Source organism: Bacillus sp. 01N42_2, from assembly GCF_056399565.1.
Genome location: NZ_JBFTRO010000011.1, coordinates 44,786 through 59,869 on the forward strand (window position 1 = coordinate 44,786; position 15,084 = coordinate 59,869).

General features: G+C 44.9%; 22 protein-coding genes and 1 pseudogene. 20 read left to right on the forward strand and 3 right to left on the reverse strand.

Annotation, left to right across the window (positions count from 1 at the left end):
• The first annotated feature begins 26 nt into the window (after positions 1–26).
• The 16 genes and pseudogenes from AC1DN5_RS18260 (at position 27) to AC1DN5_RS18335 (ending at position 9,770) form a co-directional block, all read left to right on the forward strand.
• Positions 27–680 carry an adenylate kinase gene (locus AC1DN5_RS18260; RefSeq protein ID WP_045927001.1) on the forward strand — a complete coding sequence of 218 codons (654 nt, stop codon included), beginning with the start codon at positions 27–29 and terminating at the stop codon, positions 678–680.
• Positions 677–1,423 (forward strand): type I methionyl aminopeptidase, encoded by a 747-nt coding sequence (gene map, locus AC1DN5_RS18265; RefSeq protein WP_003156505.1) that lies wholly within the window; start codon positions 677–679, stop codon positions 1,421–1,423. Before AC1DN5_RS18260 ends, map begins: the two co-directional genes overlap by 4 nt.
• Positions 1,424–1,487: 64 nt before the next feature.
• Positions 1,488–1,770: pseudogene (locus tag AC1DN5_RS18270) on the forward strand (KOW domain-containing RNA-binding protein).
• Positions 1,748–1,966, forward strand: a complete 219-nt coding sequence (gene infA / locus AC1DN5_RS18275) for a translation initiation factor IF-1 (RefSeq protein ID WP_003156508.1) — start codon at positions 1,748–1,750, stop codon at positions 1,964–1,966. Before AC1DN5_RS18270 ends, infA begins: the two are co-directional and overlap by 23 nt.
• 33 nt (positions 1,967–1,999) lie before the next feature.
• Positions 2,000–2,113 (forward strand): 50S ribosomal protein L36, encoded by a 114-nt coding sequence (gene rpmJ, locus AC1DN5_RS18280; RefSeq protein WP_003156543.1) that lies wholly within the window; start codon positions 2,000–2,002, stop codon positions 2,111–2,113.
• Between the two features lie 22 nt (positions 2,114–2,135).
• The gene (gene rpsM, locus AC1DN5_RS18285) at positions 2,136–2,501 is read left to right on the forward strand and encodes a 30S ribosomal protein S13 (protein WP_003156545.1); all 366 of its coding nucleotides are present in this window, start codon (positions 2,136–2,138) and stop codon (positions 2,499–2,501) included.
• A 24-nt stretch (positions 2,502–2,525) separates the two neighbouring features.
• On the forward strand, positions 2,526–2,921 hold the full coding sequence (gene rpsK, locus AC1DN5_RS18290; RefSeq protein ID WP_007410409.1) for a 30S ribosomal protein S11: 396 nt from the start codon (positions 2,526–2,528) through the stop codon (positions 2,919–2,921).
• Positions 2,922–3,097: 176 nt separating this feature from the next.
• On the forward strand, positions 3,098–4,042 hold the full coding sequence (locus AC1DN5_RS18295) for a DNA-directed RNA polymerase subunit alpha (RefSeq protein WP_003156549.1): 945 nt from the start codon (positions 3,098–3,100) through the stop codon (positions 4,040–4,042).
• Between the two features lie 77 nt (positions 4,043–4,119).
• Positions 4,120–4,482 carry a 50S ribosomal protein L17 gene (gene rplQ, locus AC1DN5_RS18300; RefSeq protein WP_003156550.1) on the forward strand — a complete coding sequence of 121 codons (363 nt, stop codon included), beginning with the start codon at positions 4,120–4,122 and terminating at the stop codon, positions 4,480–4,482.
• Positions 4,483–4,613: 131 nt separating this feature from the next.
• Positions 4,614–5,459, forward strand: coding sequence for an energy-coupling factor ABC transporter ATP-binding protein (locus AC1DN5_RS18305; protein WP_016935896.1), 846 nt, complete (start codon positions 4,614–4,616; stop codon positions 5,457–5,459).
• Positions 5,435–6,304, forward strand: coding sequence for an energy-coupling factor ABC transporter ATP-binding protein (locus AC1DN5_RS18310; protein ID WP_366970179.1), 870 nt, complete (start codon positions 5,435–5,437; stop codon positions 6,302–6,304). The genes AC1DN5_RS18305 and AC1DN5_RS18310 overlap by 25 nt, the downstream gene beginning before the upstream one ends.
• Positions 6,301–7,098 carry an energy-coupling factor transporter transmembrane component T family protein gene (locus AC1DN5_RS18315; RefSeq protein ID WP_095242180.1) on the forward strand — a complete coding sequence of 266 codons (798 nt, stop codon included), beginning with the start codon at positions 6,301–6,303 and terminating at the stop codon, positions 7,096–7,098. The genes AC1DN5_RS18310 and AC1DN5_RS18315 overlap by 4 nt, the downstream gene beginning before the upstream one ends.
• A 12-nt stretch (positions 7,099–7,110) precedes the next feature.
• Positions 7,111–7,854: a tRNA pseudouridine(38-40) synthase TruA gene (truA, locus tag AC1DN5_RS18320; RefSeq protein ID WP_095242179.1), complete on the forward strand. Its 744-nt coding sequence runs from the start codon at positions 7,111–7,113 to the stop codon at positions 7,852–7,854.
• Between the two features lie 159 nt (positions 7,855–8,013).
• On the forward strand, positions 8,014–8,451 hold the full coding sequence (rplM, locus tag AC1DN5_RS18325; RefSeq protein WP_013350824.1) for a 50S ribosomal protein L13: 438 nt from the start codon (positions 8,014–8,016) through the stop codon (positions 8,449–8,451).
• A gap of 20 nt (positions 8,452–8,471) precedes the next feature.
• The gene (gene rpsI / locus AC1DN5_RS18330; RefSeq protein ID WP_003225846.1) at positions 8,472–8,864 is read left to right on the forward strand and encodes a 30S ribosomal protein S9; all 393 of its coding nucleotides are present in this window, start codon (positions 8,472–8,474) and stop codon (positions 8,862–8,864) included.
• Positions 8,865–9,002: 138 nt separating this feature from the next.
• Complete coding sequence (locus AC1DN5_RS18335; RefSeq protein WP_016935892.1) at positions 9,003–9,770, forward strand: class I SAM-dependent methyltransferase; 768 nt, start codon at positions 9,003–9,005, stop codon at positions 9,768–9,770.
• Between the two features lie 40 nt (positions 9,771–9,810).
• On the opposite strand, the gene AC1DN5_RS18340 is transcribed toward AC1DN5_RS18335, so the two are convergent.
• Positions 9,811–10,257 carry a DinB family protein gene (locus tag AC1DN5_RS18340; RefSeq protein ID WP_049627787.1) on the reverse strand — a complete coding sequence of 149 codons (447 nt, stop codon included), beginning with the start codon at positions 10,255–10,257 and terminating at the stop codon, positions 9,811–9,813.
• Between the two features lie 131 nt (positions 10,258–10,388).
• On the opposite strand from AC1DN5_RS18340, the gene AC1DN5_RS18345 reads away from it, so the two are divergent.
• The 3 genes from AC1DN5_RS18345 (at position 10,389) to AC1DN5_RS18355 (ending at position 12,735) form a co-directional block, all read left to right on the forward strand.
• A complete protein-coding gene (locus tag AC1DN5_RS18345) occupies positions 10,389–10,832 on the forward strand; it encodes a DUF2521 family protein (protein WP_029575198.1) in 444 nt (147 codons plus the stop codon).
• Between the two features lie 60 nt (positions 10,833–10,892).
• Entirely contained in the window at positions 10,893–11,606 is a 714-nt protein-coding gene (gene cwlD, locus AC1DN5_RS18350) for an N-acetylmuramoyl-L-alanine amidase CwlD (protein ID WP_016935889.1), read from the forward strand.
• A 79-nt stretch (positions 11,607–11,685) separates the two neighbouring features.
• A complete protein-coding gene (locus AC1DN5_RS18355; RefSeq protein ID WP_016935888.1) occupies positions 11,686–12,735 on the forward strand; it encodes an Mrp/NBP35 family ATP-binding protein in 1,050 nt (349 codons plus the stop codon).
• Between the two features lie 39 nt (positions 12,736–12,774).
• On the opposite strand, the gene gerD is transcribed toward AC1DN5_RS18355, so the two are convergent.
• On the reverse strand, positions 12,775–13,329 hold the full coding sequence (gene gerD, locus AC1DN5_RS18360) for a spore germination lipoprotein GerD (protein WP_016935887.1): 555 nt from the start codon (positions 13,327–13,329) through the stop codon (positions 12,775–12,777).
• Between the two features lie 107 nt (positions 13,330–13,436).
• Here gerD and kbaA point away from each other — a divergent pair, with 107 nt between their 5' ends.
• On the forward strand, positions 13,437–14,033 hold the full coding sequence (gene kbaA, locus AC1DN5_RS18365; RefSeq protein WP_063096303.1) for a KinB-signaling pathway activation protein: 597 nt from the start codon (positions 13,437–13,439) through the stop codon (positions 14,031–14,033).
• 1 nt (position 14,034) lies between these two features.
• On the opposite strand, the gene pdaB is transcribed toward kbaA, so the two are convergent.
• Positions 14,035–14,799, reverse strand: coding sequence for a polysaccharide deacetylase family sporulation protein PdaB (pdaB, locus tag AC1DN5_RS18370; RefSeq protein ID WP_016935885.1), 765 nt, complete (start codon positions 14,797–14,799; stop codon positions 14,035–14,037).
• Between the last annotated feature and the right edge of the window lie 285 nt (positions 14,800–15,084).

The following is a 15,084-nucleotide window of genomic DNA, read 5'->3' on the forward strand; positions in this document are numbered from 1 at the left end:
AATAAGAGAGGACGGGGGAAATCCGAATGAACTTAGTCTTAATGGGACTTCCTGGAGCCGGTAAAGGCACACAGGGAGAACGAATTGTTGAGGATTATGGGATACCTCATATCTCAACGGGAGATATGTTCCGTGCTGCTATGAAAGAAGAAACACCACTCGGACTCGAAGCAAAGTCTTATATCGATAAAGGCGAGCTCGTACCGGACGAAGTCACAATCGGCATTGTCAAAGAAAGACTCGGCAAAGATGATTGTGAAAGAGGTTTTCTTCTGGACGGATTTCCGCGAACAGTCGCTCAGGCTGAAGCTCTTGAAAACATTCTTGAGGAATACGGCAAGCCGATTGATTATGTCATCAACATTAAAGTAGACAAAGACTCTTTAATGGAACGTTTGACTGGACGCAGAATTTGCAGTGTTTGCGGCACAACCTATCATTTGGTTTTCAATCCGCCGAAAACGCCGGGTGTTTGTGATAAAGACGGAGGAGACCTTTATCAACGGGCAGATGATAATGAGGAAACCGTCTCAAAACGGCTTGAGGTCAACATGAAGCAGACTCAGCCTTTACTGGATTTTTATTCCGGGAAAGGATATCTTGTCAACGTCAATGGCCAGCAGGACATTAATGACGTGTACAAAGATGTGAAAGAGCTTCTTGGAGGATTGAGCAAATGATTATCTGTAAGACCCCTCGTGAGCTTAGCATCATGCGGGAAGCAGGGCGAATCGTGGCTTTGACTCATGAAGAGATGAAAAAGCACATTAAACCAGGAATCTCGACAAAAGAATTGGATCAAATTGCCGAACGTTTTATTGAGAAGCAGGGTGCAATCCCATCTTTTAAGGGGTATAATGGGTTTCGCGGGAGCATTTGTGTATCAGTTAATGAAGAACTCGTTCACGGAATTCCCGGTAAAAGGGTTTTGCGTGACGGTGACATTATCAGCATTGATATCGGTGCTAAATTAAATGGTTATCATGGTGACTCTGCTTGGACATATCCGGTAGGAAACATCAGTGATGATGATAAACGACTGCTGGAAGTGACAGAGGAGTCTTTATATAAAGGCTTGAAGGAAGCAAAACCAGGTGAACGTTTGTCGAATATTTCCCACGCAATACAAACGTATGTCGAAAATGAGCAGTTTTCAGTTGTTAGGGAGTATGTCGGACATGGTGTTGGTCAAGACTTGCATGAGGATCCGCAAATTCCTCATTACGGTCCGCCAAACAAAGGACCTAGGCTGAAGCCTGGTATGGTTCTCGCTATAGAACCGATGGTTAACGCTGGCAGCCGGTATGTGAAAACATTGGCTGATAACTGGACGGTTGTAACGGTAGATGGGAAAAAGTGTGCTCATTTTGAACATACGATTGCGATTACGGAAACGGGTTTTGATATCCTGACAAAAGTCTAGATGATGAGATGAATTCCGTGACACATGTTTTTCATTCCGCACCTGGGCAGATTGTAGGTTTACAATTGGTCGGAGGAAGAACCGGCTAGCTGCTGTCATCGGAATGACGATTCATCATCATGTACTAAAGCAGACGGAGAAAAGCGTACATTTCATTCTCCTTAGAAAAAGAATATCAATCATTCACCCTTTATGATTGCGTATCTCCGGAAGTTCAGAACAGTATAAACGAAACAGGGCGTGTGACAAACGGATAACTGAGATTTTCTCTTTTGAAATTTGTCAGAGAGCAAGTTACTGATTTGAAGAAGGGAGAACACTTGAATGGCGAAAGACGATGTAATTGAAGTGGAAGGTACGATAGTCGAAACTCTGCCAAACGCGATGTTCAAAGTTGAACTCGAAAATGGCCATACGGTTTTGGCTCACGTATCTGGTAAAATCCGCATGCACTTCATTCGCATTTTACCTGGAGACAAAGTTACGGTAGAATTATCTCCATATGACTTAACTCGTGGCAGGATTACGTACCGTTACAAATAAAGCACTCCGGAAACTGAAGGAGGTTGGAAACACATGAAAGTGAGACCATCAGTTAAACCAATCTGCGAGAAATGTAAAGTTATTCGCAGAAAAGGAAAAGTAATGGTGATCTGTGAAAATCCAAAGCATAAACAAAAACAAGGATAATTAATAAGGAGGTGCCCAGAGAATGGCTCGTATTGCTGGTGTAGATATCCCACGTGACAAACGTGTTGTTATTTCTTTAACATATGTCTTCGGAATTGGCCGCACAACGGCTCAGCAAGTCTTGAAAGAGGCTGGTGTTTCTGAAGATACTCGTGTGCGTGATCTTACTGAAGAAGAACTTGGTAAAATCCGTGATGTTATTGACAAACTGAAAGTAGAAGGTGACCTTCGCCGTGAAGTTTCTCTTAACATCAAGCGTCTGATCGAAATCGGAAGCTACCGCGGAATCCGCCATCGCAGAGGTTTGCCTGTTCGCGGACAAAACTCTAAAAACAATGCGCGTACTCGTAAAGGTCCGCGTCGTACTGTAGCTAACAAGAAAAAATAAGTAAGTAAGGGAGGTACCTAAACAATGGCTGCTGCTCGTAAACAAAACACGCGTAAACGTCGCGTGAAAAAGAATATTGAGTCAGGAATCGCTCATATTCGTTCAACTTTCAATAACACGATCGTTACGATCACTGATACTCATGGTAATGCTCTTTCTTGGTCAAGTGCCGGAGCTCTAGGATTCAGAGGTTCTCGTAAATCTACTCCTTTTGCTGCGCAAATGGCTGCTGAAACAGCTGCTAAAGGTTCAATCGAACACGGACTTAAAACTCTTGAAGTAACTGTTAAAGGACCAGGTTCTGGCCGTGAAGCTGCAATCCGCGCTTTACAAGCTGCCGGACTTGAAGTTACAGCTATCAGAGACGTAACTCCTGTTCCTCATAATGGATGCCGTCCACCAAAACGTCGCCGCGTGTAATTTGTTTGTATAGATTTTGTGTCCCTGTCAATAATGGGTTATGATACAGTTATTTATGAAACGAATGCACCGACTCGTTGCCTGAGCACATACGGGACTAAACAATGGGGAATTTCGGATGGAATCTCATATGATTCTATTCGAGGTTTCGACGTTTTGAAGGAGGGTTTTAAGTAATGATCGAGATTGAAAAACCAAAAATCGAAACGGTTGAAATCAGCGACGATGCCAAATTTGGTAAGTTTGTCGTAGAGCCGCTTGAGCGTGGATATGGTACAACTCTGGGTAACTCCTTACGTCGTATCCTCTTATCCTCACTCCCTGGTGCCGCTGTAACATCGATCCAGATAGATGGTGTACTGCACGAATTCTCGACAATCGAAGGCGTTGTGGAAGATGTTACAACGATAATCTTGCACATTAAAAAGCTTGCATTGAAAATCTACTCTGATGAAGAGAAGACGCTCGAAATTGATGTACAGGGTGAAGGAACTGTCACAGCAGCTGATATTACACACGACAGCGATGTTGAAATCCTTAATCCGGATCTTCATATCGCGACTCTTGGTGAGAATGCGAGTTTCCGAGTTCGCCTTACTGCACAAAGAGGACGTGGGTATACACCTGCTGATTCGAACAAAAGAGACGATCAGCCAATCGGCGTGATTCCGATCGATTCAATCTTTACGCCAGTTTCTCGTTTATCTTATCAGGTAGAAAACACTCGTGTAGGCCAGGTTGCAAACTATGACAAACTTACACTTGATGTTTGGACTGACGGAAGCACTGGACCGAAGGAAGCAATTGCTCTCGGTTCTAAGATTTTAACTGAACACCTAAATATATTCGTTGGTTTAACTGACGAAGCTCAGCATGCTGAAATCATGGTTGAAAAAGAAGAGGATCAAAAGGAAAAAGTTCTTGAAATGACGATTGAGGAACTTGATCTTTCTGTCCGTTCTTACAACTGCTTGAAGCGTGCGGGCATTAACACGGTTCAAGAACTTGCGAACAAGACGGAAGAAGATATGATGAAAGTTCGCAACCTGGGACGCAAATCACTTGAAGAAGTGAAAGCGAAACTAGAAGAACTTGGACTCGGCCTTCGCAAAGACGATTGATCTAGTTTCCATGTGAACTAGGATTTTCGTGTGTTTTTTATTTAGAAACAGCATTCCATTAAAGGAGGGGACATCACATGTCATACAGAAAACTAGGACGTACGAGTTCACAGCGTAAAGCTATGCTTCGTGATCTTACAACAGATTTGATCATCAACGAAAGAATTGAAACAACTGAAACACGTGCGAAAGAACTTCGCTCTGTTGTTGAAAAGATGATCACTCTTGGTAAGCGCGGTGACTTGCATGCTCGTCGTCAAGCTGCTGCATACATTCGCAACGAGGTTGCAAATGAAGAAAATAACCAAGATGCACTTCAAAAATTATTCTCTGACATTGCAACTCGTTACGAGGAGCGCCAAGGCGGATACACACGTATTATGAAGCTTGGTCCTCGCCGTGGTGACGGTGCACCAATGGCAATCATCGAATTGGTTTAATCACATATTTTTGTGTATCTAAAGAAGGGCGGGACAGTTTCTAACTGGATCTATGCCCTTTTTTTAGATACCAGAACTTTTTATTATGAGACAGAAAAGCAGAGCTATAGCTGAGAGGAGGCCAGGCACCCGTGGATCAAAAACAGCTTATATCCGTAAAAGACATCTTATTTCGATACCGCAAAGATGCAGAAAGACCGGCGCTGGACGGTGTGAGTCTGGAGGTATACGAAGGAGAATGGCTTGCTATCGTAGGCCACAATGGTTCAGGGAAGTCGACTTTGGCCAGAGCGCTGAACGGACTGATTTTGCCTGAGGCCGGAGATATTGAAGTCGGCGGCATCAAACTGACTGAAGATACCGTGTGGGATGTGCGAAAAAAAATAGGGATGGTCTTTCAGAATCCCGATAACCAATTTGTAGGAACAACGGTTCGCGATGATGTGGCTTTTGGTTTAGAAAACAATGGTGTTCCGCGCGAAGAAATGATCGAGAGAGTAGATTGGGCTGTCAAACAAGTCAATATGCAGGATTTTCTTGATCAAGAGCCGCACCATCTCTCCGGAGGTCAAAAACAAAGAGTGGCGATCGCAGGGATTATTGCTGCGCGTCCTGATATTATGATTTTGGATGAAGCGACATCCATGCTTGACCCAATCGGGAGAGAAGAAGTCCTTGATACTGTCAGACGCTTAAAAGATCAGGGCACGGCCACCGTCATTTCGATTACACATGACCTGGAAGAAGCCGCAAGGGCGGACAGAATCATTGTAATGAACGGCGGCAGGAAGTATGCAGAAGGCCCGCCTGAAGAGATCTTTAAATTAAATGAAGACTTGGTTCGCATCGGTCTTGATTTGCCTTTCTCATTCCAGCTCAGCCTGCTTTTAAAAGAAAGCGGACTGGCGTTAACGAAAAACCATCTGACTCAGGAAGGGCTGGTGAATGAGCTGTGGACATTAAAATCAAAGATGTAGAACATCGCTATCAAATGAAGACACCGTTTGAACGGCTTGCTCTGTATGATATCAATGCCGTGATAAAAGAGGGCAGCTATGTGGCCGTCATCGGGCATACAGGGTCGGGCAAATCGACGCTCTTACAGCATTTAAACGGTTTGCTGAGACCTACTAAAGGACAGCTGGAACTCGGCAGCACGATTTTGGCAGCCGGTAAAAAGAATAAAAATCTTAAGACTTTGCGGAAAGAAGTCGGAATCGTTTTCCAATTTCCCGAACATCAGCTGTTTGAGGAGACTGTGCTGAAGGACATCTCATTCGGACCGATGAATTTCGGTGTGAAAAAAGAAGACGCTGAACGAAAGGCGAAAGAGATGCTGGAGCTTGTGGGCCTCCCGGAAGACATTTTGGATCGTTCGCCGTTTGAGCTCAGCGGCGGTCAGATGCGCAGAGTGGCGATTGCCGGCGTTCTCGCGATGGAGCCGGAAGTGCTGGTTTTGGATGAACCGACGGCCGGTCTTGATCCCAGAGGGCGCCAGGACATTATGGACATGTTCTATGCGCTTCATAAGCGCGGGAACCTGACTACCGTTCTCGTCACCCACAGTATGGAGGATGCCGCCCGCTATGCCGACGAGATGATCGTCATGCACAAAGGAACCATTAAAGCGACGGGGAGTCCGCGCGACTTGTTTGCAAAAGGTGAAGAGATGGCCGAAATGGGCCTGGATCTTCCTGAATCGGTGAAGTTTCAGAGACGGCTCGAGACGGCTCTCGGCGTCAAGTGTGAGAAACCCATGCTGACCCTGCAGGATGCCGCCAGCGAAATTAAGGCTTTCTTTCAGGAGGAAAAGGACCAATGATGGACAGCATGATTATCGGAAAGTATGTTCCCGGTTCATCGCTTATTCACCGATTGGACCCGCGAACAAAACTTGTCAGCATCTTTCTTTTTGTATGTATCGTCTTTTTGGCAAACAACGTGCAGACGTACGCTTTGCTCGGTTTATTTACATTCGGGGTGATCGCCTTAACGCAAGTGCCTTTCAGCTTTTTACTGAAGGGGCTTAAGCCGATTATCTGGATTGTGGCGTTTACGTTTTTACTGCACATCTTCATGACGCATGAAGGGTCTGTCATTTTTCAGCTTGGCTGGTTTAAAGTGTATGAGGGCGGACTTGTACAGGGGATTTTTATCTCTCTCCGTTTCGTCTACCTCATCTTTATGACGACGCTGCTGACGCTGACGACAACGCCGATTGAAATAACGGATGGAATGGAGCAGCTCTTGAATCCATTTAAAAAGGTGAAGCTGCCCGTACACGAACTCGCGTTGATGATGTCGATTTCGCTGCGCTTTATTCCGACGCTGATGGAGGAGACGGATAAAATCATGAAGGCGCAAATGGCGAGGGGGGCGGATTTTACAAGCGGCCCGGTGAAAGACAGAATCAAAGCTGTTGTTCCGCTGCTTGTTCCGCTGTTTGTCAGCGCCTTTAAACGCGCGGAAGAGCTCGCGGTCGCCATGGAGGCGAGAGGCTACCAGGGCGGTGAGGGGAGAACGAAATACAGAAAGCTTGTCTGGACCGGCAAGGATACCGGAGCCATTCTGCTCATCATCGTATTAGCCGTATTATTGTTTTTCTTAAGAAGTTAGAGGTGCTGCTGAATGAGAATGAAATGTACCATTGCTTATGACGGGCATTTGTTTAACGGATATCAGGTTCAGCCTGGAAAACGGACCGTTCAAAGTGAATTGGAAAAGGCGCTCGCCGTCATCCACAAAACGGACGGCAGGGTGCCTGTCATCTCATCGGGCCGCACTGACAGCGATGTTCATGCTGCCGGGCAGGTCATTCATTTTGATACGCCGCTATCCATTCCGGCTGAAAAATGGCCGTTTGCGCTCAATGCCCTGCTGCCTGATGATATTGCCGTCAAAACAGCAGAGATTGCGGATGATGGGTTCCATGCACGATTTAGCGCAGTCCAGAAGGAATATCGCTACTTTGTATATACGGAGAAACACCCGGACGTATTTAAACGACATTACGCTTACCATTTTGCATATCAGCTTAATGTGCAGAAAATGAGGGAAGCTTCAATGCACCTTATTGGGACACATGATTTCACAAGTTTTTGTGCGGCTGATACCGCGGTTCAGGATAAAGTCAGAACAGTTTACGAACTGGATTGGACTGAGACCGGAGACGGCCTGCAAATGCGGATCATCGGAAACGGATTTCTGTATAATATGGTCAGAATCATTGCCGGAACGTTATTGGACACAGGAACTGGAAAATTTTCTCCTGATGATGTAAAAGCAATGCTGGAAGCGAAGGATCGCGAAGCCGCGGGGCGCACCGCACCGGGGCACGGGCTGTATTTATGGAGCGTTTGCTATGACAACTAAACCAGGTGTAACATTTTCTTGACAGAGTCTGCATAAAGTTATAAGATATCATATGGTATGTATTTCAACCCCACGATAAGCCCCGGAACTTATTGTGTTGTGAAATAGAACGTAACAGAAGTTTATTGAAAATGACAGATCATTTAGGAGGGAAATTCAATGCGTACAACACCTATGGCTAACGCAAGTACTATTGAACGCAAGTGGTTAGTTGTTGATGCTGCTGGCAAGACTCTAGGACGTCTTTCTACAGAAGTTGCATCTATCCTTCGCGGAAAACACAAACCAACTTACACACCGCACGTTGATACTGGAGATCATGTGATCATCATCAACGCTGAAAAAATCGAGTTAACTGGTAAAAAGTTAACTGATAAAATCTACTACCGTCACACAATGCACCCAGGCGGTCTGAAATCAAGAACTGCTCTTGAAATGCGTACAAACTACCCTGAGAAAATGCTTGAGCTTGCTATCAAAGGCATGCTTCCAAAAGGTTCTCTAGGTCGTCAAATGTTCAAAAAATTGAACGTATACCGTGGTTCTGAGCATCCACACCAAGCACAACAACCTGAAGTTTACGAACTTCGCGGTTAATTAAAAAGGAGGTTACCAATTTGGCACAGGTTCAATATTACGGTACTGGCCGTCGTAAAAGTTCTGTAGCGCGTGTGCGCTTAGTTCCAGGAGAAGGTCGTATCGTCGTTAATAATCGTGAAATCAGCGAGCACATTCCATCTCCAGCTCTAATCGAAGATATCAAACAACCATTAACTTTAACTGAAACAGCTGGTACTTATGATGTTTTAGTAAACGTACATGGAGGCGGCTTATCTGGTCAAGCTGGAGCAATCCGTCATGGTATCGCTCGTGCTTTGCTTGAAGCAGATCCAGAATACCGTGCAACACTTAAACGTGCTGGTCTTCTGACTCGTGACGCTCGTATGAAAGAACGTAAAAAATACGGTCTTAAAGGCGCTCGTCGTGCACCTCAGTTCTCAAAACGTTAATCGGTTTGGATTGCAAAAACCACAACTTCTTGGTTGTGGTTTTTTTGTATTTTTTTCTCATATCGAAGAGGTTATCCAATGTTTTTCTAGAATTGTTTTGTTATACTCTATTCATTACCAATAAGGAGCGCAGTTATAATGAATCAGTTAGCCATACATAACAGCAAGGCATGGGATAAAAAAGTCGAAACGGGCAATGAATGGACGGTTGCGGTTGATTCCCATACGATTGGTGAAGCGAAAAAAGGCAATTGGAGCATCAGAATGACCCCCGCAAAAGACGTGCCGGAGGATTGGTTCCCATCCATAGACGGTTTGAAGGTTCTTTGTCTCGCTTCAGGAGGAGGACAGCAAGGCCCGGTGCTGGCTGCTGCAGGTGCTGATGTCACCGTCTTTGACAATTCGGAAAAGCAGCTTGCGCAAGACAGAATGGTTGCCGAACGGGATCACCTTACACTTCGGACTGTCAAAGGCAGCATGAATGATCTGAGCTGTTTTGATGATGAGTCATTTGATTTTATCGTGCATCCGGTATCGAATTGCTTTGTTGATTCAGTTCTTCCGGTATGGAAAGAAGCCTATCGCGTATTAAAAAAGGGCGGATCGTTAGTCTCCGGTTTTGTAAATCCCGTCGTGTTCTTATTTGATATGGATTTAGAGCAGGAGGGCGTCCTAAAAGTAAAGTATTCCATTCCGTTTTCGGATGAAAAAGATCTGAGCAAGAAAAAAGTAAAGGAACTCATTGAGAATCATGAAGCATTTGAATTCGGCCATACGTTAGAGGATCAAATTAAAGGCCAGATTGACGCAGGCTTCATGGTTGCCGGCTTTTATGAGGACAAGGGCGGCCTCGTTCTGGATGAATACATTAATACATACTCCGTCACAAGAAGCATCAAAATATAAAAACAGCATCCCGTCACCGGTGCTGTTTTTTTGCGGCTTTTTACTGCGGGCGGCTGATCACATTAGCTGAAACCGGTTCTATTCCAATTTCTCTGGCCCAAACCGACAGTTGTCCCATATGGTGAATCTCATGCGCAAGGATGTGGCGGAGAATATCGTCTTTATGAAAGGTTTGGTCCATCCAGCCCGGCTTAACAAGATCCGTTCCTTTGCCGGAGACCGCTTGAATGACATCCTCCCGATACTGTTCAGAGAGCTTCCGGAGATCCTGTATGCTGGCATAATCAGACTCAGCAGGCAAAACATCAGCTTTACCTAAAATGGCACGAGCCCAGCTGATCTCGACATCAATGATATGAAATAAAGTCCGCAAGATGCTCTCCATTCCGCCCGTCCGGGATTTCGTCAGTTCCTCTCGGCTCAGCTTCTCACATATCGCAAACCACTCATCACGCACCGTCCAATTGTATTGAAACAGCTTTTTCATAACGTCACCTCTGCTCTTTATTCTCCCAGTTAACATGAAACCCCTTCATTTGGGAGGATTTCCACTATCAACAAAGCATGCTTTTTCCTTATTCCTTTCAAAATAACAGTAAAAAGGAGAGTGAAATGGCAATGGCAGAGGTTTTATCTTTTTCAGACGTGAAACGGCAGAAGGATTATGAGCTTGAGAAAAATTTACTCAAGGAGCTGTCACTGACGCAAATCATTCAATCCGTAAAAGCGTGTCTTACCCCCTTGTTTCCCTTTTTTCAGGACGAAAACGGCATTCTCAGTGAAGGATGCATAGATTTTGCAATAGAAGCGTATTTATTAGGCGGCCGGTTCGGCGTCTTTGGCTATTATGGCGAGTCCCTGCAGAGGGCAAACGCGCGTTCGGCTGAAGAAGAGGAAGAACTGACGGTCGATTTTTTTGAATATCTTTGCAATTGGACGCATGAGCAATATTCTTCCGTAGAACAAAAAGAAATCTATGAAGCGTCCTGCCGGTTTATCAACAGCTGGTGGACGGAAGGATTCCTGCAAAGAGAAAAACAATGTAAGCTCCGCATGAGGTAATCATAATTTCTTCCCTTGTCCCATACTTATTAATAACGGGGACAAGCGGGAGGGAAAAGTATGAGAAAAAAACTGAAATGGCTCGGTTTTTTACTTGGCTTTATCATATTATTGTGTTTATTCCGGTTTCAATTTCATAATGATGATTCCTGGCGGCCGTGGAGCCTGCCGCTGAGCGGGAAAATCATCTATCTCGATCCGGGACACGGCGGACCGGACGGCGGCGCCACGGGAGGCAGTCATCTTGAAAAAGATATTACTCTTGAGGTGGCCTCCAGGGTGAGAGATTATTTACAGGAGCAAGGGGCTTTGGTCATCATGACGCGGGAGACGGATACCGACTTGGCGCCTGAAGGGACGAAAGGCTACAGCAGACGCAAAGCGGAAGACCTTAGAAAGCGTGTGGAACTCATCAACCGTTCAGAGGCGGAGCTTTATATCAGCATTCATCTGAACGCCATACCGTCACCGAGATGGAGCGGCGCCCAAAGTTTCTACTATGGAAAATACGAAGAGAATGAAAAAGTGGCAAAGTATATACAAGATGAACTGAGAATTAACCTGGAGAATACGACGAGAAAGGCGAAACGGATACACGGCATATACTTAATGCAGAATGTAACCAAACCGGGCGCGCTGGTGGAGATCGGATTTTTATCCAATCCGGCAGAAGCGAAGAGGCTCGGCCAGCCTAAATATCAGGATATCATCGCTTCTTCCGTGTATAAGGGCGTATTGAGATACTTCACAGAGAAAGGCGACCCTCCCGAGTAAGGAGGGTTTTTCGCCGATTCTATAATTAATATATGGTATAATACCACTTGTAAACGAATACACAAAGGGTGAGGGTTCGATGATAAGAGAAGATGAAGTAAGAAATATAATCGGAAAAATGCGCGAACCTTTTCTTCATAGACCGCTGGGAGAATTGGATGCCGTTAAGGAAGTAAAGATCAAGCCGGAAAAACGGCATGTCAGTGTGAAAATTGCATTGGCAAAAACGGGGACGGCTGAGCAAATGAGCATTCAGCAGGAAATGGTATCCGTTCTGAAAGAAGCAGGAGCGGAAACTGTCGGTCTTCGGTTTGAAGAGCTGCCGGAAGAGACATTGGCGAAATTCAGCCAGCCGGCGTCTGAAAGCGAAACCCTGCTGAATAGGAAACATCCGCCGGTCTTTCTGGCAGTGGCAAGCGGAAAAGGCGGGGTCGGCAAATCAACGGTTTCCGTCAATCTGGCCATTTCTCTTGCTCGGCTCGGCAAAAAAGTCGGCCTGATCGATGCGGATATATACGGATTCAGCGTGCCTGACATGATGGGTATTACAGTTCGTCCGACAGTAGAAGGAGAAAAACTGCTTCCTGTCGAAAGATTTGGAGTAAAGGTCATGTCTATGGGCTTTTTCGTCGAAGAGAACGCTCCGGTTGTTTGGAGAGGGCCTATGCTCGGTAAGATGCTGAACAACTTCTTCCATGAGGTTGACTGGGGAGAGGTTGACTATATCGTTCTTGATCTGCCGCCGGGCACGGGGGATGTTGCGCTCGATGTACATACGATGCTTCCGAGCTGCAAAGAGATTATCGTATCAACGCCGCATCCTACAGCTGCATTTGTAGCGGCGCGAGCGGGTTCTATGGCGATTAAGACAGATCATGAAGTGGTAGGGGTCATTGAAAATATGGCTTACTATGAAAGTGCAAAAACCGGCGAGAAAGAATACGTGTTCGGCCAAGGCGGAGGGGATAAGCTTGCAGAGGAATTGCAGGTGCCGCTGCTTGGCAGAATTCCTTTAAAACAGCCTGATTGGGACAAAGACCAGTTTGCGCCTTCTGTTTATGACAGAAGCCATCCGATCGGAGAAATTTATATGGGGATCGCCCAAAAAGTTATTGAAAAAAACGGCTGAATAAAAAAGGGGCCGGGATCAATACGGCCCGGCCTTTTATTAGCTTTCTTTTTCAGAGCTTGAAGCCGCTTTTTTCAGTTCATCCTCAAATTGCTTTTTGAAAAGCGGGCTGGAAAGTGTCTCTGTAATCACATCTTCTAAGTAACTGCGGAATTTTTGGCTTTTCACCAGCTCGTAGTATTTTTTATCCATGCCGGGATCCTGCATGATCTGCATAAAACTTTTCTGATAATCAGGGTCTTTCATCAGTTTTTTTATGATTTTTTCGTGCTCGGGCTGAAGTGTCTTTGCAAAGCTCTCGGCGAACTTTGAGTCTTCAAAGATGGTTTTCCAGAACTCCGCCCCTTTTTTAGAGGTGAGGGTTTTCTCTATTGTGCCTTTAATGGCATTCTGATCAATCACCAATGCCTCATTCATCGCATCGTCATTTAATATTTCCTTAATTGCTTTTTTTCCATCATCTGTTTTTAATATATCGACAACCATTTTTTTAGTCTGGTCATAATCCATATCCGCTGCTTGGTCTTTTGGAGCGCAAGCTGTTACAGATAATACAACAAAACAGCTTATCAATAGCGTTTTGGCTTTTGACATGCGTAAGCTCCTTCCTTACTTGTTCTTACTTTTAATATGATTCACCGGAATGGATTTATACATAACAAAATATCGCTGAACGCGATTGTCAGGAGGATGAATAAGAGATGAAAAGCCGCGGGCTTGTTCGATTTTTCTTTTCGATTTTAGCTGTGGGCGCTCTTATTACAAGCGTCGTGGGATTTGCACTGAAGTGGGGGGAGTACAAGGGGTTCTTTCTGAATTTTGAGGCCGGTCAGATTTTCTCCGTTCTGATCTGGTTTATCGGAGTAGGCATGATCTTCAGTGTGATCAGTCAAATGGGATTTTTCGTATTTTTGACAGTGCACCGTTTCGCCCTTGAAATCCTCAGATCAAGCTCGCTTTGGAATCTGCTTCAGCTGTTTATCATTCTGTTTGTTGCTTTTGATTTAATGTATGTGAGATTTTTGTTTTTTGGTGAGCGGGATGACTCGATTGCAGGGTTTGTCTGGCTTCCGCTTGTCCTTCTTGCCGTCGGCCTGTTAACGGCATATATAAAACAAAAGCAGTCCTCAAAAAATACGTTCGTTTCATCGTTATTTTTAATGGTTGTTATTACAGCGCTTGAATGGGTTCCTGCGTTAAGGGTGAATAATGAGGACTGGCTTTATTTGATGCTGATTCCGCTGATGGGCTGCAACGCATTTCAGCTGTTAATGCTGCCGAAGTTTGCCCAGAGGTAGCCTATTTCACTTCTGATGACTTGACGTCAGTATTTGCGATCAGATCACCGACAGTCACGTTTTTAAGACCCTTTTGCTTTAAATTGTGAATGATGGCGGGGAGCGCTTCTTCCGTTTGTGTTGCTGAATCAGAGGCATGCAGCAGAACAATGTCGCCGCCTTTTATATGACTGTTTACATTTTCAATGATTTTATCAGGGCCGGGATTTCTCCAATCCTGTGAGTTAATGCTGTAATGAACCACTGAATAGCGGTACTGCTGTGCAATGGTAAGAACCTTTTTATTAAATTGTCCGGTCGGCGGGCGGAGTAAATGAACATTCTTCACACCCATTTTCTTAAATGCTGTCTGGGCTCTGAGGATATCCTTCTTGATGTCTTGATCCTCTAGACTGGTATAGTTCTTATACGCATAGCCCATGCTTCCGATTTGATGCCCGTCTTTAATCATACGTTCGACTGTGTCCGGGTGCCGTTCCGCCCAAGAAGCTGACAGAAAAAAAGTGGCGTTTTTAATGCCGTTTGCCTTCAGCGCGTTCAGAATCGGAACCGCCTTTTCATCACCCCAGCTGATATCGAATGTTAATGCCACTTCGTCTGATTTCGTCTCCCCTTTAGAAATCGCTTTTGGACCGTTATCAGTCAAAAATACAGGAAGGGGGACAGCTCTCTGTATATAAAAAAAGCTGGCTGCTGCAAATGCGGCAATAATAATAATAAGCAGCTGTTTTATCCTTTTGATGTGCCACACGTAGAAGTGGTTCACTGATGACGCCTCCTTATCTTGTCCATGCTTGATTACATCGTATGCCGCAGCGGAGATGAATATAACGAATTATAGTTTTAAAAAAAGATGAAAAAAACACTTGCTATATTTAGCGGATGCATGGTATATTATTATTCGTCGCTGATGAACAGCAGACAACAACAAAAAGCTTCGAAAACGACTTGAAAAAAGTTGTTGACATAAAAGAAGCTGAGTGGTAAGATAATAAAGCTGCTTCAACAAGCGGTAATGATCTTTGAAAACTAAACAAGACAAAACGTACCT

Coding starts and splice junctions, on each gene's coding strand:
- AC1DN5_RS18260 (WP_045927001.1), top strand. CDS start 27: ATGAACTTAGTCTTAATGGGACTTCCTGGAGCCGGTAAAGGCACACAG.
- map (WP_003156505.1), top strand. CDS start 677: ATGATTATCTGTAAGACCCCTCGTGAGCTTAGCATCATGCGGGAAGCA.
- infA (WP_003156508.1), top strand. CDS start 1,748: ATGGCGAAAGACGATGTAATTGAAGTGGAAGGTACGATAGTCGAAACT.
- rpmJ (WP_003156543.1), top strand. CDS start 2,000: ATGAAAGTGAGACCATCAGTTAAACCAATCTGCGAGAAATGTAAAGTT.
- rpsM (WP_003156545.1), top strand. CDS start 2,136: ATGGCTCGTATTGCTGGTGTAGATATCCCACGTGACAAACGTGTTGTT.
- rpsK (WP_007410409.1), top strand. CDS start 2,526: ATGGCTGCTGCTCGTAAACAAAACACGCGTAAACGTCGCGTGAAAAAG.
- AC1DN5_RS18295 (WP_003156549.1), top strand. CDS start 3,098: ATGATCGAGATTGAAAAACCAAAAATCGAAACGGTTGAAATCAGCGAC.
- rplQ (WP_003156550.1), top strand. CDS start 4,120: ATGTCATACAGAAAACTAGGACGTACGAGTTCACAGCGTAAAGCTATG.
- AC1DN5_RS18315 (WP_095242180.1), top strand. CDS start 6,301: ATGATGGACAGCATGATTATCGGAAAGTATGTTCCCGGTTCATCGCTT.
- truA (WP_095242179.1), top strand. CDS start 7,111: ATGAGAATGAAATGTACCATTGCTTATGACGGGCATTTGTTTAACGGA.
- rplM (WP_013350824.1), top strand. CDS start 8,014: ATGCGTACAACACCTATGGCTAACGCAAGTACTATTGAACGCAAGTGG.
- AC1DN5_RS18335 (WP_016935892.1), top strand. CDS start 9,003: ATGAATCAGTTAGCCATACATAACAGCAAGGCATGGGATAAAAAAGTC.
- AC1DN5_RS18340 (WP_049627787.1), bottom strand. CDS start 10,257: ATGAAAAAGCTGTTTCAATACAATTGGACGGTGCGTGATGAGTGGTTT.
- AC1DN5_RS18345 (WP_029575198.1), top strand. CDS start 10,389: ATGGCAGAGGTTTTATCTTTTTCAGACGTGAAACGGCAGAAGGATTAT.
- cwlD (WP_016935889.1), top strand. CDS start 10,893: ATGAGAAAAAAACTGAAATGGCTCGGTTTTTTACTTGGCTTTATCATA.
- AC1DN5_RS18355 (WP_016935888.1), top strand. CDS start 11,686: ATGATAAGAGAAGATGAAGTAAGAAATATAATCGGAAAAATGCGCGAA.
- gerD (WP_016935887.1), bottom strand. CDS start 13,329: ATGTCAAAAGCCAAAACGCTATTGATAAGCTGTTTTGTTGTATTATCT.
- kbaA (WP_063096303.1), top strand. CDS start 13,437: ATGAAAAGCCGCGGGCTTGTTCGATTTTTCTTTTCGATTTTAGCTGTG.